Origin of the sequence: Pseudoalteromonas sp. NEC-BIFX-2020_002 (assembly GCF_013002825.1) — a bacterium.
Classification (GTDB): Bacteria; Pseudomonadota; Gammaproteobacteria; order Enterobacterales; family Alteromonadaceae; genus Pseudoalteromonas; species Pseudoalteromonas neustonica.
In genome coordinates, this window is record NZ_JABEPJ010000002.1 from 168397 (window position 1) to 194585 (window position 26189).

21 protein-coding genes are annotated in these 26189 nt (G+C 41.0%); 7 read left to right on the forward strand and 14 right to left on the reverse strand.

Annotation, left to right across the window (positions count from 1 at the left end):
• From HJP15_RS03010 to HJP15_RS03040, 7 genes are read right to left on the reverse strand one after another with little or no spacing between them, the layout of a single operon-like run.
• Nucleotides 1–759: an SDR family NAD(P)-dependent oxidoreductase gene (locus tag HJP15_RS03010; RefSeq protein ID WP_170173052.1), complete on the reverse strand. Its 759-nt coding sequence runs from the start codon at nucleotides 757–759 to the stop codon at nucleotides 1–3.
• Complete coding sequence (locus HJP15_RS03015) at nucleotides 759–3611, reverse strand: aminotransferase class III-fold pyridoxal phosphate-dependent enzyme (RefSeq protein ID WP_170173053.1); 2853 nt, start codon at nucleotides 3609–3611, stop codon at nucleotides 759–761. Before HJP15_RS03015 ends, HJP15_RS03010 begins: the two co-directional genes overlap by 1 nt.
• Nucleotides 3598–4584, reverse strand: coding sequence for a hypothetical protein (locus HJP15_RS03020; RefSeq protein ID WP_170173054.1), 987 nt, complete (start codon nucleotides 4582–4584; stop codon nucleotides 3598–3600). The genes HJP15_RS03015 and HJP15_RS03020 overlap by 14 nt, the downstream gene beginning before the upstream one ends.
• Entirely contained in the window at nucleotides 4577–5851 is a 1275-nt protein-coding gene (locus tag HJP15_RS03025; protein ID WP_170173055.1) for a beta-ketoacyl-[acyl-carrier-protein] synthase family protein, read from the reverse strand. Before HJP15_RS03025 ends, HJP15_RS03020 begins: the two co-directional genes overlap by 8 nt.
• The gene (locus HJP15_RS03030) at nucleotides 5844–6914 is read right to left on the reverse strand and encodes a beta-ketoacyl synthase N-terminal-like domain-containing protein (RefSeq protein WP_169326458.1); all 1071 of its coding nucleotides are present in this window, start codon (nucleotides 6912–6914) and stop codon (nucleotides 5844–5846) included. Before HJP15_RS03030 ends, HJP15_RS03025 begins: the two co-directional genes overlap by 8 nt.
• Nucleotides 6908–8146 (reverse strand): beta-ketoacyl-[acyl-carrier-protein] synthase family protein, encoded by a 1239-nt coding sequence (locus tag HJP15_RS03035; RefSeq protein ID WP_170173056.1) that lies wholly within the window; start codon nucleotides 8144–8146, stop codon nucleotides 6908–6910. The genes HJP15_RS03030 and HJP15_RS03035 overlap by 7 nt, the downstream gene beginning before the upstream one ends.
• Before the next feature lie 18 nt (nucleotides 8147–8164).
• Nucleotides 8165–8638 carry a phosphopantetheine-binding protein gene (locus HJP15_RS03040; protein WP_169326460.1) on the reverse strand — a complete coding sequence of 158 codons (474 nt, stop codon included), beginning with the start codon at nucleotides 8636–8638 and terminating at the stop codon, nucleotides 8165–8167.
• A 237-nt stretch (nucleotides 8639–8875) separates the two neighbouring features.
• Between HJP15_RS03040 and HJP15_RS03045 the strand changes: the two genes are divergently transcribed.
• Nucleotides 8876–9433 carry a TetR/AcrR family transcriptional regulator gene (locus HJP15_RS03045; RefSeq protein WP_170173057.1) on the forward strand — a complete coding sequence of 186 codons (558 nt, stop codon included), beginning with the start codon at nucleotides 8876–8878 and terminating at the stop codon, nucleotides 9431–9433.
• Nucleotides 9434–9537: 104 nt separating this feature from the next.
• On the opposite strand, the gene hrpB is transcribed toward HJP15_RS03045, so the two are convergent.
• The 7 genes from hrpB to metA all read right to left on the reverse strand — a co-directional run bounded on the left by hrpB (nucleotide 9538) and on the right by metA (nucleotide 20557).
• The gene (gene hrpB / locus HJP15_RS03050) at nucleotides 9538–11961 is read right to left on the reverse strand and encodes an ATP-dependent helicase HrpB (protein WP_170173058.1); all 2424 of its coding nucleotides are present in this window, start codon (nucleotides 11959–11961) and stop codon (nucleotides 9538–9540) included.
• A 72-nt stretch (nucleotides 11962–12033) separates the two neighbouring features.
• A complete protein-coding gene (locus HJP15_RS03055; RefSeq protein ID WP_170173059.1) occupies nucleotides 12034–13893 on the reverse strand; it encodes a tetratricopeptide repeat-containing diguanylate cyclase in 1860 nt (619 codons plus the stop codon).
• On the reverse strand, nucleotides 13890–14771 hold the full coding sequence (locus tag HJP15_RS03060; protein WP_054453695.1) for a transporter substrate-binding domain-containing protein: 882 nt from the start codon (nucleotides 14769–14771) through the stop codon (nucleotides 13890–13892). Before HJP15_RS03060 ends, HJP15_RS03055 begins: the two co-directional genes overlap by 4 nt.
• Nucleotides 14772–15262: 491 nt before the next feature.
• Entirely contained in the window at nucleotides 15263–15619 is a 357-nt protein-coding gene (locus HJP15_RS03065; protein WP_170173060.1) for a hypothetical protein, read from the reverse strand.
• A gap of 292 nt (nucleotides 15620–15911) precedes the next feature.
• Entirely contained in the window at nucleotides 15912–18542 is a 2631-nt protein-coding gene (gene metH / locus HJP15_RS03070; RefSeq protein ID WP_170173061.1) for a methionine synthase, read from the reverse strand.
• A gap of 10 nt (nucleotides 18543–18552) precedes the next feature.
• On the reverse strand, nucleotides 18553–19620 hold the full coding sequence (locus HJP15_RS03075) for a homocysteine S-methyltransferase family protein (protein ID WP_054205570.1): 1068 nt from the start codon (nucleotides 19618–19620) through the stop codon (nucleotides 18553–18555).
• A complete protein-coding gene (gene metA / locus HJP15_RS03080) occupies nucleotides 19610–20557 on the reverse strand; it encodes a homoserine O-acetyltransferase MetA (RefSeq protein WP_054205569.1) in 948 nt (315 codons plus the stop codon). Before metA ends, HJP15_RS03075 begins: the two co-directional genes overlap by 11 nt.
• 165 nt (nucleotides 20558–20722) lie before the next feature.
• Here metA and HJP15_RS22265 point away from each other — a divergent pair, with 165 nt between their 5' ends.
• From HJP15_RS22265 to HJP15_RS03110, 6 genes are all read left to right on the forward strand, one after another.
• Nucleotides 20723–21622: an EamA family transporter gene (locus HJP15_RS22265; protein WP_170173062.1), complete on the forward strand. Its 900-nt coding sequence runs from the start codon at nucleotides 20723–20725 to the stop codon at nucleotides 21620–21622.
• Nucleotides 21623–21704: 82 nt separating this feature from the next.
• A complete protein-coding gene (ettA, locus tag HJP15_RS03090; protein ID WP_054205567.1) occupies nucleotides 21705–23378 on the forward strand; it encodes an energy-dependent translational throttle protein EttA in 1674 nt (557 codons plus the stop codon).
• Between the two features lie 123 nt (nucleotides 23379–23501).
• Nucleotides 23502–23987 carry a TlpA disulfide reductase family protein gene (locus tag HJP15_RS03095; RefSeq protein WP_170173063.1) on the forward strand — a complete coding sequence of 162 codons (486 nt, stop codon included), beginning with the start codon at nucleotides 23502–23504 and terminating at the stop codon, nucleotides 23985–23987.
• Nucleotides 23988–24075: 88 nt separating this feature from the next.
• Complete coding sequence (locus HJP15_RS03100; RefSeq protein ID WP_054205565.1) at nucleotides 24076–24441, forward strand: PilZ domain-containing protein; 366 nt, start codon at nucleotides 24076–24078, stop codon at nucleotides 24439–24441.
• 53 nt (nucleotides 24442–24494) lie between these two features.
• The gene (locus HJP15_RS03105; RefSeq protein ID WP_054205564.1) at nucleotides 24495–25403 is read left to right on the forward strand and encodes a histone deacetylase family protein; all 909 of its coding nucleotides are present in this window, start codon (nucleotides 24495–24497) and stop codon (nucleotides 25401–25403) included.
• A gap of 94 nt (nucleotides 25404–25497) precedes the next feature.
• The gene (locus HJP15_RS03110) at nucleotides 25498–26166 is read left to right on the forward strand and encodes a hypothetical protein (protein ID WP_170173064.1); all 669 of its coding nucleotides are present in this window, start codon (nucleotides 25498–25500) and stop codon (nucleotides 26164–26166) included.
• The last annotated feature ends 23 nt before the right edge of the window (nucleotides 26167–26189 follow it).

Sequence of the window (26189 nt, forward strand, 5' to 3'; positions counted from 1 at the left end):
TTACCTCAACAACATGCCACCATTAACAGCAAATATTTCGCCTGTAATAAACTCGGCCTCTCTACTAGCTAAATAAACGACCAAAGCGCTGATATCACGAGGACTGCCAATTCGTTTACACAGTAATTTTGACTTTGCAGCGAGCTCATTTCCACGCAGTACATCAGCTACCATCTCGGTTTCAATAATTCCTGGTGCAATACAATTTACTCTTATATTTTTGCGTGCTACTTCAACCGCCAAAGCACGAGTAAAACCTTCAATCCCCGCTTTAGAAGCAGCGTAATTAGTTTGACCTGGATTTGGTTTGATTGCCGAAACAGAAGACATATTGATAATGCAGCCACGCTTTTGCGGTAACATTATTTTTAACGCAGCCTGAGCACATAAGATTGGCGCGGTTAAATTAACCGTGATTACCTGCGCTAACTCTTCATGAGTCATCATCGCAAGTAGATTGTCTTTGGTTATGCCGGCATTGTTTACGAGTAAATCTAAACTTAAGTTCTGATTACTCATCGCCTCAAAAAAACCGCTGATACTGTCGCTGTCTAGCAAGTCAAGTGGCTGGCAGAATACTTGGGCTCCTAGAGTAATAAGCTCTTCACGCAAGTTGTTTGCTTGTACTTCATCGCGATAACCAAAGGCAATGTCATATCCTTGCGCTGCTAAATGCAACACTGTTTCACGGCCAATGCCACGCGTTGCGCCAGTGATACACGCGATAGGTCTGGCATCAAGATTACTTCGAGTACTCATTACATCGACCCCTTATCTTTACTACCCGCTAAGAAAAATCCCTGCCTTTGTGCCATAACTAAAATTTCATCAACTTGAGGCTTACTGAGATCGCCATAAGAGTAATGCTGTTGGACGCCTTCTAAACCAAGGATCACTGACTCGGCCATACATGCGTATATTTGTCCTGGGTCTAAATATGCTCTAGCTCTAGCATCGAGTGACTCGCCGTTTGGAGTGCCAACTATGCCGCCCCGAATACAGCTCACATCAGGTCGAAGAGCAAGATCCTCATTGCTGAGGTTATGAGGAATAGATACATCACAGATCAGCGCATTACTCATCAGTTTACTAACATCTAAAATAGCTTCAGAGGCATTGGTTGCACACACTATTACTGAGCAGTCATAAGCTTCGCTTAACTCATCTGCAATAACGACAAGACCGTTCATATCTTGACTAAATAGCTCAAACAGTGCCGATGCTATATCACTTGGGCATCGAGCTTCATCTGCTAGCCAATGTTGACACTGTGGATGTTCCGCTACTTTTTTGATCAGCCCAGTGAGTGAGCTTTGTGTCTTCACACTATCCCAAATATCACTGTAAATTTTATACGCAGCTTTGAGTAAGCGTTTTTTCGAGCCCATACGAGCACTGCCCACTAGCACTAATTGCTGACAATGTTCAGCCATTACAGTGGCATATACTGAACCAATATTCCCTGCTGACCCTATGACTGCGACCTTGTCAACGTGCACATTACGCGCTTTAATTTGCTCAAGTACCGCCAGCTTAGTCATACCAACAGTTAACGCATTGCCTGACGTTAATGCGATATCGGTAGCTCTAATCGATTTGCAATTATTACTAACCACGGAGGTAAACATACCAAAACCAGCAACAGAGCAACCATCTCTCTGCGCGGTTTGCGCCCGCTCTGAAACAGCACGCCTAATGGCGTCTAATTCATTGTTTTGCAGCATCACACTGATCTGCTCAGAAGTAACAGATAAAGGATATAAAATAAAGTCAACCGTTTTACCTGCTGTCGAGGTAATGCGCATCGGTGGCAAAGGAGCGACTCGCCAATCAAATCCCAAGCGCTCAATAAGTAGTTTAGCTTCAACCTCGGGCACTCCTTCCATTGCTGGATCTACCTGCCAAATCCAGTCAGCAGAAATCAAGTGATTAACAAAGGCAACTTTAACGTCAGCTTCATTATCGCTCTGTTGAAGGCCTGAATAAAACGCTCTAAAATCAGCCAACTCAGCACGTGTAGAACGTGTTTTAGCCTCCTTCGTTAGGTGTTTTAAAAAGTGATAGCTATCTTGATATTGCAATACCTTACAAACATCTTCTAATCCTGTAATCAATTGATCAATTTCAAGCTCAGTTACATGAATGGTTGGCTCTAAACGCACAACATTAGGAGCACTTGATGAAGGAGCCACACGAATATGGTAATTATTAAATAAATACCCCGTGATCATGTAGCCTAAAAAGCCTTGGTAAAGAATTGATTTTAACCAAATTGAATCAAGTGCCATATCCGCATTAAACTCAATACCAATTAGTAAGCCTTTACCACGTACTTCTTTAATAAGCTCTGGGTAGCTCGCTTGTAACTCAATCAATCGCACTTTGATATGCTCGCCTTGATCTTTTATGCGCGCTAATAAATTTTGTTGTGGATCATACAATTCATCTAAAAATGCTAACGCAATTCTGGCACTGTGATCATCTTCACCAAAAGTTGAGCTTTGAATGATATCAAAGCCCGCTTGATACTTACTTTTTCTTATAGCAACCAAACCAAGTTTAGCGATACCACCTGCAAGGGCTTTTGATAAGACAAAATAATCTGCTTTTAAACCAATTTCACTGCCCGCTGTAAGTGCTCCACAACGACCTGAACCTGATTGAATTTCATCACTAATAATTGGACAATCAAGAGCTTGGCTAAGTTTTTTTAAATGTTGGCTATGTTCAACTGTCAAGCAATGAATCCCCCCTTCGCCTTGTACAGGTTCAACAAGGATGGCTGTTGCTAGGCGCAGTGGTTGCGTAATTAGTTTGACAGTGTTGCCCTTTAATTTAGGCATTAGTAAAGTTGCAAAGTGCTTTTTATTAAGTGCTGATAAAACGGTATTCAGCTCATTCACAGCGATAAACTCAGATTGCACACCTAGGTGAGCAAAAGGCGCGCGGTACATTTCACCATGAGTAAGCTGAATAGAGGTCATTAATTTGCCGTGAAAGGCATTTTTAAGCACAACAAAGTAAGGTTGTAAACATAATTGCTGCTCATTATAGCTACGAACCGCGGCAATAAATTCATCGATATTAACAGCTGTGCTCAACCCGAGTAATTGTTGCTGTTCATCGCTAAGTACCGGCTCAACAACCTTAGTTGCGCGGTGTAGCTGCGAAATGGAAAATTGCATTTCTTCCACAAAATATTGAGTTTCATTGCGTCGTGCCATTTCAGCATGCTTAATTGCAACCTCTATAGATTCCGCTCCTGTGCTGGTAAATGAAAAATAAAAATCATCATGCAGCTGGTTTTCTGTTTTTAATATTACATTTAATCGCTCTGCTAACTCACTAGCAGCATCTCGCACTGAAAACTGATTATGAAAGGCAATTTGTTGTTGAAAGTTTGCTGTCGCAGCTTGGATCATTTTCGGGTTATTATGCCCAATTAATGCAGCGCCATAACCTCCGAGAAAATCTATGACTTCGCACTCATTGCCTTGTTCATCAAAGTAAAACATAGTGCCTTTTTCAGCACGGTGAAAAACCCTATCCAAACCCATTGCATAAATGCCGTGATTCAGCGAAGGCTTACAATATTGACTATAACGATTCATTTTCAATCCTAACAAATGAGTAAAAACCAGCCTGATCGCAATTTACACTGATACCTTGACCGTGTTTTTGTTTGCGAAGTGCGAATAAGTTGCAGGCGATAGAAGTAATAATGCTCGGGCAGATGTCCGAACCCGTAAAACTATTGAGGGGTTGAATAGGCATATCTAAACTCATTAAACCTTGCATTAAAGATCGATTTTTATCTTTACCTGAGTCAATATAAAAACTTAAAAACTGGCTTGGCTTTACATAATGAGTCATCAAAGATGTTAATTGCTCGGTGTTTAGATCATAACCACTAGCAACAAGAGTCAACCGTGCCAAAGCTTGTTTTCCGTGATTTAAAAGCCAGTCATCACTCGCTAACACCAAGCTCGTTGCGCCTTGTAAATTAGCAGTCGTAATATCGCTTTCAGTTCCATCAAACCATTGTGAAAGCGGGTCTTTACTGCTCCCTCCAACTGCAACAATCGCGAGCTGGCACTCACCTACTGCAATCGCGGTCATCGCTTCTTGTAATGCACCAAATGCACCAAACTGGTCGCGTATAAATGCACAGGCATCTCCATTTAGTTGCCAATTTAATCCTGACACTCCGAGTAAATTATTATTAAGTGCATTAGTAATTAAAAACGGATTCACCCGCTCACTTAACCAAAGTGCCTTAAAGGTTTCCTCTGCTGACTCAGTATTCGATGGCAATGCTGCTGAAAACTCGGCGTAAAATGGATTGCTATACCCTGTTTGAGATGTATAAATACCCACATCTTTAGCTCGCTCAGTAAGTGTTAAGTCAGCAAGTGCAGTAGTTGTGGCCGTCAGTGAATTGATTGTAAATGGCGCCATGTAACGCTTTAACTTTCGCGGCACTTTGATGTGTTCCGGTTGATTATCTAACAATAACGCGAACTCATTTTCAGCATAACTGCTAGCGTAACCAACCAAAGCTATTGAATGAGAGTTATTATCCATAATACCTCGCAATAGCCAATGAGGCATTAATTCCACCAAAACCAAACGAATTTGATAAAGCACAGTCAATCCTTGCGCTTCTTCCATGACCCATTACATAATCCAAATCAAGCTCTGCTTGAGGTTGTTTTAAATTAATTGTTGCTGGCATAAATTGATCACGAATTGCCAATATGGTTGCTATTGCTTCCGGTGCACCCGCAGCTGCAATCCAATGTCCAATCATCGATTTAGTAGACGACACACCAATAGAATTTGCATGGCTACCAAAAACAGCTTTAATTGCCTTTGTCTCGATCACATCATTTAATGGCGTCGACGTACCATGAGCGTTAATGTATTGAACATCACTTACATTACAACCTGCACTTTGCAATGCGCCATTCATAGCGCTTATTGCACCTTCGCCTTGCGGATGAGGTGCCGTCACTTTGTAAGCATCCAAAGAACTGCCAAAACCAGTTACTTCGGCATAAATTCTAGCGCCGCGTTCGCGCGCGTGTTGCTCACTTTCGAGCACAAGCATTGCTCCCCCTTCACCGGCAACCAACCCTGATCGGTCTTGGTCAAAAGGTCGGCAAAGTTGATTTGAAAAACGCTGTGTTTCAGCTGTAGCCCCTAACAGGTGTAGCGCTGACATAGTGCGGATACTTAGTACTGAATCCGCCCCTCCGCACAAAACCACAGCAGCTTCACCGCGTTTAATTGCTCGATATGCAAGACCAATGGCCTGAGTAGCCCCTGCACACGCCCCACTAACATTACATATAAAACCCGAAGTATTAAGCTGCTGAGCTAGTGTCGTGGCCAGCACATCATTACTACAACGGATGCCTGAAAAGCGCTCTATTGCTCGTTCCCTCTCCTCAAGTGCATGATTCATAATATTTTCTTTAGGTTGCTTTGCAAGTGCTACTAGGGAGGTATCATCAAGCTCTGGCACCCCACTACATACAGCTATTGCAGCCTGTGCTAACTGTTCTGAAAGCTGCGCATCAGCAATTGCTTCTTTTGCTGCAATCAGTGCATAAATTGCACGCCTTTCAATGTGTTTCGGTAAATTAAATTCAGCCAGCTCGTTATCAACAAGTGATTGCGTATCTGACTTAATGGTAGCTGCGTGCTTTACTGGAAAGTTTTCAACCCCAGATGGGTGCCAAACATCAACAGCATTTTCCCCCGCTTTAACTGAGGACCAAAAAGTATCTACTCCTACACCAAATGGACTGAGCACTCCCAAACCTGTGACCACTACTCGATTAGTCATTATTTGCCTCTATAATAAAAGTACCAAACTCCGCGTAATCGCCAAATGTAATCACAATGACCACTCCTTCCTTATGCGCTTGCAAATAACATAATGCACTATTACAAGCGATAGCGGCTGCTGCAGCCATAGTTGCACCGACATAGCGATCCAAAATGACGGCCTGAGCTGAAAGATCGTCACCTAACACACCTAAAGTGATTTCGCACTGCTCAGGCGATGCACCAACGAGTATAATTTTGACAATTGAACGCGTACCTATACATGAAGATTCCATGAGGTGATTAATTTGCTGGGGGAGTGATTCATTATTATTTTGTAAGCTGGCACGCTGGATATGACGTAAAACACCACTAGCGACTCGCTCATTCAAACGCGCCTCATCACTAGCAACAATAAACGCTGCAGCCTCAGTTAACCAAAAGTTATCCTGCTTAGCCCAAATTGATTCGTATGCGAGCAATGACCAAGGTGTAACTTTTTGACTACCACCACCGCATAAAGCATGTTTTATCCGCCCTTCAGCAATTGCAAAATAGCCTTCACAAAGAGCATTAAAACCGGCACTTTGCAGCGGTGAAAAACTCATATTTTCACCTGTGATCCCTGCCAATTGTGCAATGTGGCTCGTCGCACTTGAATTGAGTAACGCTAAACAAATTAAAGGTCGACGTTCTTCAAGCATAGCTGCCGATAAACATTCAGCGGTTGGCTCTTCGACCAGCTCTGGGTTATCCTCCTCATCACAATCAACTGTGCCTAAACCAATAAATAACCCAGCCTTGCTGTTCTGTGGCTCACTCATATATCGACGCCAACTTCTAACTCCAGCGGCAATTAGCCATCGAGCTTGCCGCTCACTGGTTTTACGCACCATTCGTTCAGCACCGATATCCTTAAGAGGCTCATCAGCTAATGCTGAAGTGAAAACAGATTGATTTAGTAATTCAGCGCTTTTGCAGGGTGCGCTTTTTAATGTTTCTTTATGGTAGAGAAGTGATTCTAAAGAAGCTTGCTGGGGTAACAGCGTCTCGCCCTGAAACAAATAAACAGGTTTTAACATCTGCTTTCCCTCGCTAATACAATACTGGTATTTACTCCACCAAAGCCAAATGAATTACTGAGTATATAATTCATTTTTTTTGCCGTTGCCTTAGTTACAACATTGATCTCACCATCATCATTACTAAGGGCTGAAAAGTTTAAAGTAGGTAACATTACTTGGTTCTTTAGACTTAAAGTAGATAACACAACCTCAATAGCCCCACTGCCCGCCAAAGAGTGCCCCAATGCAGACTTTGTGGAAGTGACTGCTGTTGTACTGCCAAACACCTTTGCTATGGCCAAGCTTTCAGCACTATCGTTACTTTTTGTGGAAGTTCCGTGCGCACTAATATGATCAATATCACCAGCTGCAACACCGCTTTTGGCAAGTGCTGTTTCCATACACTCCGCATAGTATTTACCACTGGGTTCTGTTGAGGTCATTTTGTAGGACTCAGTGCAACGATAAGCCCCGCTGATGTAAGCATAAATTTTTGCGCCTCTTCTCAATGCCGACGTTTCGCTTTCAATTACAACAAACGCAGCGCCATCAGCCAGAACAACCCCAGCGCGATCACGATCAAATGGTCGTGATACTGCACTCGAGTCAGTAAAACTATGGCCTTGATTAAGTGCGCCTATTTTTTTAAATAGCAACTGCATTACCGGTTGCGTACCAAAGTCAGCAGCACCGCACATGGCTATATCTAACGCACCACTGGCAATTTCTCGATAGCCTGAGATGACACTGGATGCGCCAGCTGCACAGGCATCAGCACAGGAAGCATGTGGACCAGCAATACCAAAATGTTTAACCATATCTGCGAACACAGTTTGCGGATTGTAGTAAGCTGTACTTTCATTTAATTGACTAGTGGCTCTATTCGGCCCAGCTAATTGATGTAACAGTGCTGTTGTCGGTAGTGTTTTATTAGTACCAAAATACAAACCAGCCTGCCTGATTTGACCTTTATCTAGGCCTGCATCTACTATAGATTGGCTCAATGCATCAAAACCAATAAAGCCCGAAGGCGCAATTTTACTCTGCTGTAAAAATGCGTATTGTTGCTGCAAATAAGTCACTTCCTGCTCACTGATACGGCTACTGGCTACGCCATGAATACCCATAGCAGCTAGAGCTTGATCTTCCTTGATCAGTGACTGGCCTGATTTTAAAGTGGCAAAAAGGGTATGTGGATTTCGATGTTCAGAAACAGTCATGCCAATCCCTGTAATAACAACCTTATGCATTGTTTTTCCTTAACAAACTTATGCTGGAACGTTAATCAGTTCAATATTATTGGAGGCGCAAAACTGCTCAATATACTCTTGTAGTAATTGATCACCGTTTTGATCAGGGTGATCGTAAACTTCGCTTGCAAGCGAGAACCAGTGCTTTACTGTTGTTAAACTTAGTAAGTTGGTTATAGCCAAATTTACGCCAATCTCATCGCGAGAATAATGACTAGGACTGTTGATCAATAAATCCACGCCTGAAGCCGTCAACTTACCGTGTTCGGTAAATATCTTTTCATCTGAGCAAAGCTCATTGGCGATGATTAAGGTCGTTTTTGTAGGCATTTTAATTTTAAGTTTCTTACCTAATGAAAATGAAATATCAACTAAATCTAAAGAATCAGCGCCTAAATCATCTACTACGGAGCTAGATACAGTTACCTCCTCTTTATCGAGCTCTAAAACCTCTGCAATAACATCAATAACAACATCATACGTAATTTTCACTGTAATTTTCCTTATAGAGATACAAAAAAAGCAAGCACACAGTAGGTCAAACGACCTACTGTGTCAATGAAATGATAAATATGAAACAAAAATTTAACACTGGTGATTTTCTACTTACTCGATCTAAATAATACATTGCTTGGTGATAAACCTACTTGATGCGCTATGCTATGATTTGTCGAATGGCAACTGGGCAAACAATAAAAGATATGGAAATCAACTAAGAGAAGGGCAGTGATGAAAATTAAATCAAATAAAGAAATAATTATAAAGACCGCAACAAAAATACTCGCTCAAAGTGGCAATCACGGTGTAACGTTGAGGAAAGTAGCTGAACAAAGTGGCGTTACTTTAAGTAATGTACAGTACCACTTTGGTGATAGAGACGGCTTAATTAGTAGTGTTATTGACTCATATCTCGAAATTTGCCTCAGCCATATTCGCAGCTCAGTCCAAGATAGTAATGTGGAAAATAACCCTGACGCTATAAAGAGCTATATGATTAACTTGCTTTCTTTTGACGATGTTCAAGGTTGGTGCGAAGTGTTTCGAGAAATTTGGGCTATTGCATGTCGCTCAGAAAAAATACAAACTAGTCTTGATAATTACTATCAGCAATGCAGTAATGAACTCGTTACACTTCTAATCTCTCTCGGTTTTCACGAGCAAAGAAGCAAAGAGTTAGTATCATTGCTTATCCCTTTTATTGAGGGCTTTTCAATTACCTCTATTTCACTACCACTAGAGAAAGCAAAAGTTAGAGAGCTAATTATAAATCAGCTGTTTGAAGGTTAAAAATAGCGATTAGCTATCAAGCACTGAGATAAAGCACCTCAGCTTAAACTAAGGTGACTTTTCGACCAATATTTAGTTTAATCTTAAGTAAACTACCAACGACTTCACATCTTACTTTTTACTTTACTGGTCGCAATACTGGTTGCTGGATCATCAGGCCAAAAATGCTTTGGATAACGACCTTTCATTTCTTTTTGCACGTCGCGATAGCTACCTTGCCAAAAGTTGGCGAGATCTTGTGTCAGTTGTAATGGTCGTCTTGCTGGTGATAGTAGCTCCATCAATAATGGTAACTTACCTTGTGCTAATAACGGTGTGCTAAGCATACCGTACACCTCTTGCATACGTACACTGAGTTTAGCGGGGCCATCAAGCTGATATTCAATCCGCACATTTGAGCCACTAGGCACTGTGACTCTCAATGGTAATAAATCATTTAATGCACTTTGCTGCTGCCAATTAAAACAACTTTGCAACGCGCTAAAGTAATTAAACTTTTTGAGTTGCTCTAACGTTTTTATATCTTCAAGATAAACACTTAACCATGCTTGTGCGTTATCGATTAAGTCTTGCTTAGTTAATTCAGGAAACTGCTCAGGCATTAGACGACTGGCTAAACACATACGTGTGAGTAACTGGTCGCTGTCATTTTGCTCATTAAATAATTCAAAACCCTGTTTGTGAAATAACGCTAACCACGCTTTTGCACGCTCACTTTTATCAAGTCGGTGTTTACTTGGCTGACTCGACACAGTTATTGCTCCTAGCTTCACTTCATCTTGATGAATAAAACGTCCTGCTTTTTCATCAAATTCACAGCGGGTTTGTTCACTAAATAAGTGCCCTAGATCATTCTCTATCTCTGTGGGAGTAAACACAATGCCGGAAAAAATGCGGCCGCCTTTATAGCCCCCCATATTAGCAATGGCAAGGTAATCATCGTTATGCCAGTACTCTGTATTTAACTCAGCACCTGCGCCATTGGCAAGTAAATAACCATTGCCGCGCTTTTTAGCCAGGCGATCAGGGAAGGCTAATGCCACCAGCAAAGCTAAATAATTGGTTTTTAGTTCGCGTGTTTCATTTAGCTTTAAACGTTTTAACCAAAACTTAAGTTGCTGTTTAAATATTGGGTGTGGCCGCGCATGTTGACTGTGCAGCGCTAAACTTAAATCTGCAACGTGATTAACACGGCTTTCTAGCAGGGCAACTAAATACGCCGCTAAGGTATAAATACCCGGCATTTTCGACTCTAGCTGCTTTGCTTTAATTAGCATGTGCGCTAAGCGAATATCCGCACCAAAACCCAGCATTTGGGTGCCAATTGAGGTCAACTTGTTATTGCTATCGAGCGCTTCTAACATTTGCAATAACTTAGTCGCTTGCTGAACTTGCTGCTCTGTCGGTCTATCTAACAAGCTTAAATCACTTAGCTCAGCTCCCCAACATTTAGCCTCTAATAGTAACTGGCTGATATCAGCACTTAAAATTTCAGGTGCGTCGTGGCTATTACGCCGCTCAAAAGTTTGTTTTGATCCTAACCGGTAGACAATTCCGGGCTTAATTCGCCCAGCACGCCCTGCCCGTTGCACTGCCGATGAACGTGAAATACTTTGTGTGGTGAGCTCTGTCACACCCGTTTTTAAATTAAAACTGGCAACGCGACGTTTGCCGCTATCAACCACTATTCGAATACCTTCAATGGTTAAGCTGGTTTCAGCGACATTGGTTGTCAGGACGATTTTACGCGTGCCTTTTTGTGCAGGAGCAATCGCAGCTTGTTGCGCGCTTTTATCTTGCTCACCAAATAAAGTAAATACATGGCAATCAGCGGGCAAATCAGCGAGCGCTTGCTGTACGCGGTTTATTTCTCGCTGACCGGGTAAAAACACTAATGCACTCCCCGCTTGTTCATCTAATGCGTGTTTGATAACAGCAGGAATAGCATCAAGCCAGCGGCTTTCATCTTTAACCGGTATATAGGCTTCGTCAATGGGGAAACTACGTCCGCTAGAGCGAATAATTGGGCAATCAAAAAAATGCTGATAGCGTTCACTATCAAGGGTTGCCGACATCAGTAAAATAGTTAAATCATCACGAAGCGCAGCTTGCGATTCGAGTGCAAATGCTAATGCAGTATCTGCGGCTATCGAGCGCTCATGGAACTCATCAAAGATCAATAAATCAACATCACTGAGCTCTGGGTCGTTTTGTAGCATGCGGGTAAGCATACCCTCAGTGACAATTTCAAGGCATGTATTAGCACTGACTTTGGTTTCTTGCCTAATACGTAAGCCAATACTTTGACCCACATTTTCGTTTTGGCATTGCGCTAAGTAATTAGCAATATTTCGCGCTGCTAAGCGTCGTGGCTCTAGCATTACAATGCGCTTAAAGTGCCCGTCGCGCATTAATTGTAATGGCAGCCACGTTGACTTACCTGCACCCGGTGGTGCTTGTAATAATGCGATAGGGTTATCGTGTAACGTAGTAACTAATTGTGGGTAAACTTCTTCAACAGGTAGCACAAAGAGACCGTTTTATAACTTTTTAATTCCCAGCAGTATACCCATAAACGCCTTAGGTTAATTCCATTTAGACTAATATTTTAATGTTCTTTCAATGTTAGTAGTAACATGGAGCGTGCGCTGTTCTAAATACACGCGGTAATTTTTAACGACATCTTCGCTTTGCTGATGCGAAGTTGAGTCACTTGCTTTAATGCCAACCCATGCATTACGCTGGTTTTCTTTAGCTAAATATAAACCGCCATCTGCAAGTTCAATTATTTGCTCCCAACTAAATAATTGAGGCTTAGTGTCTAGTAATGGATAACTAGCAAAACCAATAGAGCATGTTGCATGCAAACTTTCACCGTTATTTAACGTAAACAAGTGATCAGCAATCTCGGCGCGTATTTTCTCAACAGTATGCGCAGCTTCATCATAACTGGTGTTTTTCATTACAAGTAAAAACTCCTCACCACCCCATCGTATGAGTAAATCATCGCTTCGTACTTGTTGCTTTAATAAGTGAGAAAATTGTTCCAAAACTTGATCCCCAACACTGTGCCCAAAGCTATCATTAATGTTTTTAAATTTATCAATATCAATTAATGCGAACACTAAACGTTGAAGCTCAGTATTATCAGGCAATGAATTAAAATCTACTAGTAACTCATTAATAACACTAAAAAAATAATGGCGATTATGTAAGTCCGTCAAACTATCAGTAAAGCTCATTGCCTTTAAACGCTCATTACTTTTGGCCAACTCTTGCGTTCGTTCGGCTACCCGTTGTTTTAATACCACTAGATAGCGTTGGTTCTGCCATCGCCAATAAACAAAGCCAACTATACTAAACAATAGTACGGCACCTAGCACCCATCGCTGTTGTTGCAATCTATGATTAGTAAACGCTTGTTGCTGCTGATCTAAACGCTGTTCCTTTAAAATATTATCTTTACCAAGTAACTTAAGCTCCTGATTTTGTAAATCAAATTTATAATGAGATTCAAGTTGGAGTACTTTATTGTTACGACGTTGTAAACTAAGCGCATCTTTGCTTAATGCGTAACGTTTTAAATATTTATACGCTAATTTATAATCACTCTGCTGGCGATACGCGATAGCAATTAAATATTGTAACCGTGCTTGTTCTTCTAAAAAGCGAAGGTTAATAGGGTTTTCCAATTGAGCCAATGCAATTTCAATTGCTTGGTTTAAGCCACCAGTCTGTAAATGACTATTGGCTAATGCTAAATAATAATGCAATTTGATACGCGCTTTTGAGCCACCTAATTTTTTTAAGTCAACCAAACTCAATGCTAATTTTGCGGCCTCGATATTACCCAGTTTAAGTAGAATTTCAGCCTGATTAATAGCTAATTCAGAATAAATATTCATAGAGCTTGTTACGACCTTCAAGGCTTCACTATTCGCTTGTAATGCTTGGTAATAACTTCCCATTCTTAAATATATTTTACTTTGCCAAAGAAACATCAAAGCAGCATAGTTTGCATTGTTATTTTTATAAAAATCAATTGGATATTGAATATAATCGAGCGCTAACGTGAAACGTTCTAATTCAAGCTCTAAATGTGCTAAATGCAAATACGCCCACGCTGTATACTCCTCATTGCCAGCCGATTTAGCCAATTTAAGAGCGTAATGGTTTAATTTTACACCGTCTCCGTAAGCACCATAACGACGCTTAATCATCGCTTCTAAAAAGTAGCTTTCTATTTCAATCTCTTTGGCATTTTGGCTAATAGAAAGTTGACGTAGCCGCGCTAAATAGGTCATAACATGCAACGTGTTATCAATGCTCACATCCGCTTTGAGCTTGGCATAATAAAAATCTAATTGTTCCTTATCTTCGGCATCTGTCGATCCAAACAATACGCCTGTATGAATAATAAAAATAAAGCATAAACAAAATAAACACGTTTTTCTTATCATAATCTAGGCACTATCATTTGTTGATTTATCACTTGCCAATCAATTGTTTGTTGGTTAATAAAGCCCGATTGCTGCAAGGCTTTTTTGATCACTCCTCGCTTAGTCAATACTTTCAAACCGCGCTTTAATGCCTGGGCAACCTGCTTGCCTTGAGGGTGAGCTTTACTCACAGCAAAATGCCGTGTATCAGGTAAAATTACTTTTAATTTTTTTAGTGGTGTGAATAGCTTGCCTTCAAAATTAAGATCTAAATGATCGCTGACGCTAAAGTTGATCATCATTGCATCTACAACCTGTGTTTCAACCATGGCTAACATATCTTCCCAAGGACCAATATAGCTAATTACGCTTATCGGGGTATTTACCAACGCTCGCCAATCGACATGCCAACGTGGGTTGACTACAACCGTCAATTGATTTAACTCTGAAGGCTTTAATTCCTGCGCGCGTTTATTATCTACTGATACATATAAACCAGCTTCATATTGGCCAAACTCTATAACGGCATCACTTACATAAAGAGAGCCTCGATAATCCAGTAAGTCTTCGTGCCAGATGGTACGTGCGAGCATTAAACTACTGCCGTCAATTAAAGAATCAAACTCCGTCGAATTTACCCAAGTTTGCGGGCGAAATACCACTTTTTTAGTTTCCCCTCCCAAATACAGCGCTTGCTGGAGCAATATCATTTCAACAATCTCAAGATGTGAACCATCTGTACTCGGATTAAAATCTGTAACATCCATTACATCACGACCATTTAAAAAAGCCGTATAACGCTCACTAAAGTTTTCACTGCTGATAATATCGATTATAAGTGGTTGCTGCGCCTTTAACTGGCTACTGAACAGCAGAAATAAAAATAGAAAGCACTTCATAAACAAAACCCTAGAGATAAAAAAACCGCAAAGGTAAATATCCAATGCAGCTTAATTATACAGTAACAACCAATAAAATGTTAACAAGTGTTGTATTTTGTAGCGAAAAACAACTAGAGCTATTACTTTATTTACAACTTAATACCGTACAGTGAGTTTTTAATTTGATTAGTGAAGAATACGTAACAAGCTAATTAAACATGACGCATATAAATTTTAACTACTTTAAGGAGTGCGTAAAAATAAAAATGTACCGTAAAAAATTAAAAAATACCTAAATAATTTGACTCAGACGGGTGACTCTATATTCCTATTTTGTTTTTCCTTTCGACCTGAATCACGTTGCACCGCTACTATTGCGTTGTATTTTTCTTCTGGGTGTAGCCCGAAACTGCAGTATCTGCCCACATGGAGTAAGCTAGCTCTAGTAGTTTTCACGGGCTAGCTCATGGAGCTATTAGGCAAATATAAATTCGCGGATTTATCATTAATTACTTATTGCTGGAGATTTCTTTAACCGCGGATTGGCGAATAAAAAACATCATTAAACAGCCAAGAATATTTCCACCTATTATTAAGTTAAGCACGGCTAAAGTAGTTATATGCTTAACCTTTCTTCTAGATACAGCCCATAAATGCCAATAAGCATAGCCACAAAGACCACTTACTGCGGCAACTAGTGCTGCTGGGTGTACGCCTCCCTTTTTAATAACTATACTCACCATTACAATAGAAAGTATTAATGAAAAAGCACAAAGTGCAACCAAATAAAGTTTTATCCAGATACCCAGAGTCGAAAAGTTAAATTCATCTTTAATTGCACTTGATTGATTAGTTTTTATAGCCACAATATTCCTTATTAATTTGGCCTAAGAGCTTCTCAAATACCACGTTGATATTTTAGACACCCCAAATGACCTCCACTCCATCGTTTAATAATTCCACTAAACAACCCTATTGTAAATAATTGTTTTTCTTGGCAATAAAATCCCCTTTGTTATTTAGTCCAAAAAGGCCAGCAATAATGATATGAGGGAAAAACCAGAAAACTTTGTACTCTCGCAATTACTTTATAAAAAAACGAGCCTAACTTGACTCGCTTTTTTACTTATAATTCACTGCTTAACGTTTACAACGACCTTAGTCCGGCTCATACCCTAAGTTAGGCGATAACCACCTTTCAGCTTCTTCCAGCGTCATGTTGGTCCGCTTGGCGTAATCTTCAACCTGATCGCGTTGTACCGCCGCTACTGCGTAGTATTTAGCCTCAGGATGAGAGAAATACCAACCTGATACTGCCGCACCTGGCCACATGGCGTAGGAGCTAGTTAGCTGCATGCCAATGCGTTTTTCTGTGTCGAGTAATTGCCAGATTTTCTTTTTCTCGGTGTGCTCAGGGCATGCTGGGTAACCTGGAGCTGGGCGAATACCTTGGTAGTTTTCGCGTATTAGTTCGTCATTGGCAAGATTTTCATCTGGTGCAAAGCCCCAATATTCTTTACGTACTTGCTCATGGAGGTATTCAGCAAAGGCTTCGGCTAAGCGATCAGCCACGGCTTTGATCATAATTTTATTATAATCATCTTGCTGAGCATCAAACGCATCCGCTAATGCATCTTCTTCTAAACCGCCAGTCACTGCAAACGCACCAAAGTAATCAGGTGTCCCTTTTGGTGCAATGTAATCAGCTAGGCAGTAGTTTGCAAAGTCGGTTTTTTCAGTTTGCTGACGTAAGTGGCAAGATGTTGTGAGTATTTCTTTGCGGGTCTCGTCAGTATAGATTTCAATGTCATCGCCCACTCGGTTAGCTGGAAATAAACCAAATACACCTAATGGTTGCAACGTCCCTGCTTTTTCAAGGTCGTCTAACATGTCGTTGGCGTCTTTAAATAAGCTTTGCGCTTGCTCACCGACGACTTCATCGGTCATTATGCGTGGGTATTTACCAGCAATTGACCACGTCATAAAGTACGGCGTCCAGTCAATGTATTTGCGCAATGTTGCGATTGATACATTTTTAAACTCAGTAACACCGAGTTTTTTAGGCACCGGTGGCGTGTAATTATCCCAGTCGAGTTGCGCGGCGTTATCGCGGGCACGTTGAATAGTTACCGGTTTTGAACGTGGCTTTTTACGGGCTTGTTGCTCGCGTACTTTGACATATTCAGCGCTGACTTTTTCTAAAAAGCCGGGCTTTATTTCTTTTGATAATAAGTTGGATACAACACCAACTGCGCGGCTGGCGTTATTAACGTAGACTACGCCTTTATCATACTGCGGCTCTATTTTAACTGCTGTATGCGCTTTTGAGGTCGTCGCGCCACCAATGAGTAACGGCAGTTCAAAACCTCGACGTTTCATTTCTTTGGCTACGTGTACCATTTCGTCAAGTGATGGCGTGATCAGGCCTGATAAACCGATTATATCAGCCTTTTCATCAATGGCGGTTTGCAGTATTTTATCTGCAGGTACCATTACGCCTAAGTCGATAACTTCGTAGTTATTACATTGTAGAACAACACCAACGATGTTTTTACCAATGTCGTGTACATCGCCTTTTACCGTTGCCATCACTATTTTACCATTGGTAGAGCCTTCTTCTTTTTCAAGCTCAATGTATGGATCTAGGTAGGCTACCGCGCGTTTCATTACACGAGCTGATTTAACTACTTGCGGTAAAAACATTTTACCAGCACCGAACAAATCGCCCACCACGTTCATGCCGTCCATTAACGGCCCTTCAATTACGTGAATAGGTTTGTCGGCAGCCGCACGGCACTCTTCTGTATCTACATCTATATATTCTGTAATGCCTTTAACAAGGGCGTGTTCTAAGCGTTTTTCAACTGGCCATGTGCGCCACTCTAAATTTTCAACGCGTTCTGCTTGCGCCATGCCAGAGTATTTTGGTGCCAACTCAACTAAACGTTCACCTGCGCCTGGGTCGGTATTGAGTACTACGTCTTCAACCGCTTTGCGAAGTTCTGCTGGTATATCATCGTACACGGCTAACTGCCCTGCATTGACGATGCCCATATCCATACCTGCTTGAATTGCATGGTATAAAAATACTGAGTGAATGGCTTCGCGGACTGGGTTATTACCACGAAATGAGAACGATACATTTGATACACCGCCTGACACTTTACAATGCGGTAATCCCTCTTTGATACGACGTGTACCTTCAATAAACTCAACAGCGTAATTGTCGTGTTCTTCAATACCTGTGGCTACGGCAAATATATTCGGGTCGAAAATAATATCTTCGGGAGCAAAGCCAATATCGTCTACTAATATTTTATAACTGCGCGCACATATCTCGAATTTTCTATCGGCAGTCTCTGCTTGACCTTGCGTATCAAACGCCATTACCACGGCAGCCGCGCCAAAGCGCTTAATTATTTTTGCTTGGCGAATAAACGGCTCTTCACCCTCTTTTAAAGAGATAGAGTTTACTATCGCCTTGCCTTGAATACATTTTAAGCCTGCTTCGATGACTTCCCATTTTGAGGAGTCGACCATGATTGGTACGCGTGATATGTCAGGCTCTGAGGCGATTAAGTTTAAAAACTTAACCATTGCCGCTTTTGAGTCCAACATGGCTTCGTCCATGTTGATATCAATTACCTGAGCGCCATTTTCTACTTGTTCACGGGCAACGGTGAGTGCAGCTTCAAAATCTTCTTCCATGATCAAACGCTTAAACATGGCAGAACCTGTAACATTGGTACGTTCGCCGACGTTTGTAAATACAGCTATTTTTTGACTCATGTCAGATATCCTAATTTAAATTACAGGCTTCAAGGCCAGATAAACGCATACGCACTTCAAGCTCTGGTAACGGACGCGGTTTAACACCTTCAAGCCCTTTGGCAAAGGCTCTTATGTGTGCAGGTGTAGTACCACAGCAACCGCCCACTATATTGATGAAGCCAGACTTACCCCAATCGATAATCTCAGCGGCCATTTCTGGCGCTTCTAAATCGTATTCACCAAACTCATTTGGCAGGCCAGCATTAGGGTGAACCGAGGTAAAGGTTTCGCATACGCGCGATAGCTCTTCTACGTATTGGCGTAATAGGTCTGGGCCAAGTGCGCAATTTAGGCCAATTGAAATTGGCTTAATGTGGCGAATCGAATTATAGAACGCTTCGGTTGTTTGCCCTGATAAGGTACGCCCCGATGCATCGGTAATAGTCCCTGAGATCATTACTGGCAATTTACGCCCCGCTTGTTCAAACGCTTCCTCTACTGCGAACGAGGCGGCTTTTGCATTCAGTGTATCAAAAATGGTTTCGATTAGAATAAGATCTGCACCGCCTTCCATTAACGCAAGGGTTGATTCAACATATGCAGTGACCAGCTTGTCAAAGGTTACATTACGGTAACCGGGATCGTTTACATCAGGTGAAATCGAGCAGGTTTTAGATGTTGGCCCAAGCACACCCGCAACATAGCGTGGTTTTGCTGGGTTTTTAGCTGTAAATTCATCACAAATACTGCGTGCCAATTTTGCAGACTCTAAATTTACTTCACGGCTGATGCTGGCCATGTCGTAATCTTCCATCGAGATAGTGGTCGAGTTAAAGGTGTTGGTTTCGATAATATCGGCGCCCGCACTTAAAAAGCCACGGTGAATATCGCCAATAATTTTTGGCTGCGTAAGGCTTAATAAGTCATTATTGCCTTTAATTAATACATGCCAGTCTTTAAAGCGCTCACCACGGTAGTCTTCTTCTTCGAGTTTATGTTCTTGGATCATGGTGCCCATTGCACCATCAAGAATTAAAATACGCTGCTTTAGCGCGTCAATTAACTCGGCACTTTTGTTTTCTAAATTATTCGGCATAGTTGTTAGTCCTTACGTCTTGGCTAACTAAATTAATATCATAGGGTGTGGTTTGATACACATAATAATTTAACCAGTTCGAAAAAAGCAAAAAAGCATGACTTTGCCAGGTTTTCGACGGTTCGTTATCTGGGTTGTTATCTGGAAAATAATTTTCTGGCATCGGCGCATCAGGGCTTTTTGCTAAATCACGTTGATATTCGCCCTTTAATGTATGTGCATCATATTCAGGGTGGCCTGTTAGGTAAACTTGGCTACCTGATTTATTTTTTATTAAGTAAGCGCCTACTTGCTCTGAACCTGCCAGCACGACTAAATCTTCACACGCATTTATTTTTTCAATGTCGATGTGGCCATAACGAGAATGTGGCACTACAAAGGTGTCATCAAAACCGCGCGTAAGTGCGCCATGTTCAAAAAAGCATTTATGAGTAAACACGCCACACAGCTTATTTTCTTTAAGTTCACGCTTTAAATTATGATGATGGAATAAACCCGCATGGGCCGCCCAACACGAAAATAACGTTGACGTTACATGCTGCTCTGCCCAGTCTAAAATCACTTTTAGTTCATCCCAGTAGGCTACGTCGTCGTATTCTAAATGCGCTAATGGCGCACCAGTAATTAATAATGCATCGTAGTTACTGTCTTTCACTTCAGAGAAATAACGATAAAAAGTATCTAAATGCTGCTCTGAGGTATTTTTACTACGATGGGTATCTAAGCGTAATAGCTCTACATTAACTTGCAAAGGCGAATTGGCAAGTAAACGAATAAATTGTACCTCGGTTTCAACCTTATTAGGCATTAAGTTTAAAATAGCCAAGCGCATAGGGCGAATTTCTTGTGTTTTCGCACGACTTTTTGGCATTACGAATACGTTCTCTTGGCGTAACTTCGCAATTGCGGGCAATTCATCTTTAACGGTAATAGGCATACTCATCTCCAAGGTATTTTTAACCAATGGCTAATTATGAACGGATAGCTGGAAATTTCAACCTCTAGATGTTTAGATGTCCAAATGAGTTTAATTAAACAATTTTTTGCATTCTTAAACAAGCTCGCCATAATGCCCTTCTTAATTTAACTACAAGGTGAAATTGTGTTTGATTGGCTTGGTTTAGGTGAGTTATTAGCAATACTTGCGGCACTGGTGTGGGCGCTATCAACTATTTTATATAAAGGTTTTAGTCATCACTTAACCCCAATGCAATTAAATATTAGTAAAGGTGTGCTCGCGAGTGCATTGATGCTAGTTACACTTGTCATTACTCAAGATTTTGCTATACCAACCCAAATTACCAGCTGGCTGTGGCTCATTGCGGGCGGAGTTATTGGTATTGCTATTGGTGACAGCGCTTATTTTGCAGCTCTACGTAATATAGGCCCAGCGCGTACATTAGTTATTGAGTCATTAGCCCCGGCCTTGGTTGGTATTTTTAATATTATTCTGTTAAGCCATTACTTATCAGCCTTTGCTTGGTTTGGTATTGCATTAACCAGTGTGGGTGTTGTAATTGCGATTAAGCCCGCAAAAGGACTGCCAAGTGTTGATAATAAACATTATCACGTTGGTGTTTTGTGCGCACTTGCTGCCGCAATATGCCAAGCCCTTGGAATGGTAATGTCAAAAGGAGCGCTTAATAACGAAGAGATGAGCAGCTTATGGGCTGCATTAATTAGGCTTGCATCGGGGACACTTACTGTTGCATTAGTGGTTGCAATGTTTAAAAGCAGTGATTTTAAACAAGCACTCACATTAAAAGGGATTAGCGGTAAACACTGGTTTTTTGTTGCTGTATTTTTAGGTACTTTTTTAGGTTTGTGGCTGCAACTCGGCGCCGTAAAATACACCGATCCTGCGATAGCACAGACCATTTTTGCTACCGCACCATTGATTGTAATGAGTATTGGTTTTTTTAAGCGTGAGCCTGTTACCAATAAAATGCTACTTGGCGGCCTACTTGCGCTTATTGGCGTAGGTGTATTGCTTGCTAATTAACGTGCTGATGCGTTGACTGTTTAGCCATTGAGACTCTACAATAGAGCATTAAAAATTTTATTCTTATTTGAAGGCTCCTTCCATGGTTTTACCTGATAAATTTATATTCTCGATGAGTCGAGTATCTAAAGTTGTGCCGCCTAAGCGCACTATTTTAAAAGATATTTCTTTGCATTTTTTCCCTGGCGCAAAAATTGGCGTACTTGGTTTAAACGGTTCTGGTAAATCAACGTTACTACGTATTATGGCAGGCCTTGACCAAGAATTTGAAGGTGAAGCATACCCTCAACCGGGCACTAAAATTGGTTACCTACCGCAAGAGCCTATTTTAGATGAAAGCAAAACAGTACGTGAAATTGTTGAAGAAGCAGTAAGCGAAGTTAAAAACGCGCTAAACCGCCTTGATGAAGTATATAACGAATATGCAATGGAAGGTGCTGACTTTGATGCACTAGCTAAAGAGCAAGGTGAGCTTGAAGCAATCATTCAAACTCACGATGGTCATAACATTGATAACGTATTAGAGCGTGCTGCTGATGCGCTACGTTTACCTGAATGGGATGCTAAAATTGAGTTCCTATCTGGTGGTGAGCGTCGTCGTGTTGCTATTTGTCGCCTATTACTTGAAAAACCAGATATGCTTATCCTCGATGAACCAACTAACCACTTGGATGCAGAATCTGTCGCGTGGCTTGAGCGCTTCTTACATGATTACGAAGGCACAGTTGTGGCGGTAACGCATGACCGTTACTTCCTTGATAATGTAGCAGGTTGGATTTTAGAGCTTGACCGTGGTGAAGGTATTCCATGGGAAGGTAACTACTCATCGTGGCTTGAGCAAAAAGATGCCCGCTTACAACAAGAGCAGAAGTCTGAAAAAGCACGTCAAAAATCAATTGCACAAGAGCTTGAGTGGGTACGTTCAAATCAAAAAGGTCGTCAAGCTAAGTCTAAAGCACGTATGGCACAGTTTACTGAAATGCAGCAATCTGATTACCAAAAACGTAATGAAACTAACGAGCTGTTTATTCCACCTGGACCACGTTTAGGCGATCAAGTAATTGAAGTTAAAAACTTGAAGAAGAGCTTTGGTGATCGCGTACTGATTGATGATTTAAGTTTCACTATGCCAAAAGGTGCCATTGTCGGCATTATCGGTGCTAATGGCGCGGGTAAATCAACTTTATTCAAAATGCTTAGTGGTGAAGAGCAACAAGACAGCGGCGAGATCAGCTTAGGTGAAACAGTTGAACTGGCAACCGTTGATCAGTTCCGTGGCAATATGGATGACAGCAATACAGTTTTCCAAGAAATTGCTGATGGTCAAGACGTGTTAAAGATTGGTAATTTTGAATTTCCAAGCCGCGCGTATGTTAGCCGCTTTAACTTCAAAGGCAACGATCAGCAAAAGTTTGTTAAAGACTTATCTGGTGGTGAGCGCAACCGCTTACACCTAGCTAAGCTTTTAAAAGCGGGCGGCAACGTAATCCTACTGGATGAGCCAACCAATGACTTGGACGTTGAAACATTACGTGCTCTTGAAAATGCGATTTTAGAATTCCCAGGTTGTGTTATGTGTATATCGCATGACCGTTGGTTTTTAGACCGCATTGCAACACACATTCTTGATTACCGTGATGAAGGCCAAATAAACTTCTTTGATGGTAATTACACTGAGTATGAAGAATGGCTTAAAAAGACGTTAGGGTCGGCAGCTACACAACCTAAGCGTATTAAGTATAAAAAGATTGGTTAAGTTCTAGGTTCTAGGTTCTAAACATATTTTAAGCCCTGCATTTACGCGGGGCTTTTTATTTTTGAAAGAAATAAACGCTTGCGCCTTTCTAGTTAAGTATCTTCACTTTATAAAATAATCACCATGAAATACTTATTTGCACTGATTTTAGTAAGCATGAGCTTATTAAGCTTCGCCGCCGAGACTGAGCAATCCCCCAAATTACCGATGCTGACCTTTAATATGGCAGATGGTAGCCAAATTAAAACCCAAGACCTATTAGGCAAACCGTTTATTTTACATTTTTGGGCAACATGGTGTCCGTATTGTAAAAAATTGCAGCCTGGACTGGATAAAATTCATCTAAAATATCAATCTCAGGGCCTGCAAGTAATTGCTGTGAGTTTTCGTGAAGATGAAGACGCTAACCCCGCTCAATCATTATTTTCGCGTGGTCATCATTTTCAAACCGCAATAAATGCAGATGACAGTGCAGAATTATTAGGAGTTCGTGGTACACCCACTACGCTTTTTATCAATAAATTAGGCAAGGTTGTACTTGCTACCACAACATCAGATCCCCAAGATCCTATTCTTTATAAAACAGCAGCAAAGCTAGTTAAACCCTAAGACTAACTCTGGCCTATCATAACTTTAGCGACTATGCTTAAGTTATGAGCGAACATCATTTTAGCCACAAATAAAGGTATGTTGAATTATGAAGAACCGCCGCCAATTTTCTCGTGTTTTATTTTCAACTGCTGCCCAATTAGATTTAGCCGATAATCAATACCCGTGCAAATTATTAGATATTTCGTTGCACGGTGCGCTTATTACTCGATGTGATGCGTTCACTGCAAATAAAAACGCTACAGGTCATTTATGCTTTACTTTACCGCAAAGCGATATTGAAATTAAAATGGCTGTCACTATTTGTCATATAGAGCAGCATCATATTGGCTTAAAATGTACGCATATTGATATTGACAGTATTACTCATCTAAAACGTTTAATTGAGTTAAACCTCGCAGATGACGCCTTACTCCACCGTGAACTCGCGATGCTTATTCACGAACAAGAATAGACTGTTAAAGATTTGTTGATTACCATAGCGTAAACTGATTACATAGCGCCGTTATGACTTTAAACCCAGATTTACCTTTGGTATACCATTCAAACTACTCATTTAACTTTGATCCTAAACATCGCTTTGCGATGAGTAAATTTGCGCATTTACACGACTATGTTAAACAACTCGGCTTAGTGACTAATAATTTAGTTAAACCTGAATTAGGCACGCCAGAGGCACTTGAGCTGATCCATTGTCATAACTATATAAATGATCTTTGGTATAACCGATTGGATGAAAAAGCCATGCGCCGTATTGGGCTGCCTTGGTCACATGAGTTAATGGCGCGCACATTCACCGCCCCGCAAGGCACTTTAAAAACCGCACGTCTTGCTTTGCAACACGGTATTGCTTGTCATTTAGCTGGGGGCACGCATCATGCGCATACTGACTTTGGTTCAGGCTATTGTATGGTGAATGATTTAGCATTTACCGCGCAAACGCTTATACAATCTGGTGAAATTACCAACGTGCTTATTTTTGATCTTGATGTACATCAAGGTGATGGTACTGCCGCGATGTTGCAGCATCAACCTTATGCTTATACGTGCTCTATTCATTGTGAAAAGAATTTCCCGTTTCGTAAATCAGCGAGCGACCTAGATATTGGTTTAGCTAATAATATGCAAGACAACGAATACTTAGGTATTGTTGATGATACGTTGCGCTTTTTACTAAAAGAGCTTAACCCTGATTTAGTACTTTATGACGCAGGTGTGGATGTGTGGCAGCAAGATGGTTTAGGTAAACTTGATATTAGTTGGCAAGGCATAGAAAAACGCGACAATTTAGTACTAAAACGCTGTATAGAACATAATACGCCGGTGGCTACTGTCATTGGCGGCGGTTATGACAGAGATCACCTGCGCCTTGCAAAACGCCATGCTATTGTTGTAGAGCAGGCTGCGCGTTTTTAAATAAACATTCAAGACTTACAAAACACGTGACTAAAAGCAGCTTTTACAGCGATTTTTTACTACAATTTAAATTAATATATTGATTGAGACTACTATGCGACTGCCGCTTATTTTATTATTTGCCTTTATGAGTACTTTTACTACCGCCGAAGAAGAAGTTGTAAAAGAAGAACTCCCACCAATGAACCCCGCTTACAGTGCAGAGCATGCTATGGTTCTTGTGAATCATGGCTCACGTATTTTTGCTATTAGCCTACCGACGTATAAACTGCCTCATGATGTTCAAGTGGTATATCAAATTGATAATCCTGATGTTGCTTTTTTAAGCCTAGTGCGTGACGCTGATCTCATCACCATCAAACCAAAACCATTTAATATTCAACATTTAATGCGTGGTGAAGAGATAACAATTACAGCTGATGTTTATGAAGGTCATTACAAGCGTGGTGGCAATTTAGTTTATTCAGATAGAGCAATCGTTATGAGTAAACAACTTTACGCACGCGAACTCACAGACTTGGCAGAATCCTCTCAATGGCAAGAATACGATATGATCACTCTTAAAAATAGTGAACGAATTTACATCCACAAAATTACCCAAGCCCCGAGTTTTAATCACCTCATTTTTGCCGACTTAACCAATGCCTGCATGCAAAAGTTCCGCACATCTAAACGTGTACCGAAAGAAAGTGAACTCACATATAAATTTGTTAACTGCGGCACTTTAAAGCCGTTGTATTTTGATAGTGAAGATTTTCAATAGCTTAATCACTTTTTAAGTAAAAT

Bases quoted from the DNA above. Each gene is read 5' to 3' on its own strand.
- HJP15_RS03045 (WP_170173057.1), top strand. From the start codon at position 8,876: ATGAAAATTAAATCAAATAAAGAAATAATTATAAAGACCGCAACAAAA.
- HJP15_RS03100 (WP_054205565.1), top strand. From the start codon at position 24,076: ATGAAGAACCGCCGCCAATTTTCTCGTGTTTTATTTTCAACTGCTGCC.
- HJP15_RS03075 (WP_054205570.1), bottom strand. From the start codon at position 19,620: ATGCCGAATAATTTAGAAAACAAAAGTGCCGAGTTAATTGACGCGCTA.
- metH (WP_170173061.1), bottom strand. From the start codon at position 18,542: ATGAGTCAAAAAATAGCTGTATTTACAAACGTCGGCGAACGTACCAAT.
- HJP15_RS03060 (WP_054453695.1), bottom strand. From the start codon at position 14,771: ATGAAGTGCTTTCTATTTTTATTTCTGCTGTTCAGTAGCCAGTTAAAG.
- HJP15_RS03055 (WP_170173059.1), bottom strand. From the start codon at position 13,893: ATGATAAGAAAAACGTGTTTATTTTGTTTATGCTTTATTTTTATTATT.
- HJP15_RS03035 (WP_170173056.1), bottom strand. From the start codon at position 8,146: ATGCATAAGGTTGTTATTACAGGGATTGGCATGACTGTTTCTGAACAT.
- HJP15_RS03095 (WP_170173063.1), top strand. From the start codon at position 23,502: ATGAAATACTTATTTGCACTGATTTTAGTAAGCATGAGCTTATTAAGC.
- metA (WP_054205569.1), bottom strand. From the start codon at position 20,557: ATGCCTATTACCGTTAAAGATGAATTGCCCGCAATTGCGAAGTTACGC.
- HJP15_RS03105 (WP_054205564.1), top strand. From the start codon at position 24,495: ATGACTTTAAACCCAGATTTACCTTTGGTATACCATTCAAACTACTCA.
- HJP15_RS03010 (WP_170173052.1), bottom strand. From the start codon at position 759: ATGAGTACTCGAAGTAATCTTGATGCCAGACCTATCGCGTGTATCACT.
- HJP15_RS03030 (WP_169326458.1), bottom strand. From the start codon at position 6,914: ATGTTAAAACCTGTTTATTTGTTTCAGGGCGAGACGCTGTTACCCCAG.
- HJP15_RS03110 (WP_170173064.1), top strand. From the start codon at position 25,498: ATGCGACTGCCGCTTATTTTATTATTTGCCTTTATGAGTACTTTTACT.
- HJP15_RS03025 (WP_170173055.1), bottom strand. From the start codon at position 5,851: ATGACTAATCGAGTAGTGGTCACAGGTTTGGGAGTGCTCAGTCCATTT.
- ettA (WP_054205567.1), top strand. From the start codon at position 21,705: ATGGTTTTACCTGATAAATTTATATTCTCGATGAGTCGAGTATCTAAA.
- HJP15_RS03015 (WP_170173053.1), bottom strand. From the start codon at position 3,611: ATGAATCGTTATAGTCAATATTGTAAGCCTTCGCTGAATCACGGCATT.
- HJP15_RS03020 (WP_170173054.1), bottom strand. From the start codon at position 4,584: ATGGATAATAACTCTCATTCAATAGCTTTGGTTGGTTACGCTAGCAGT.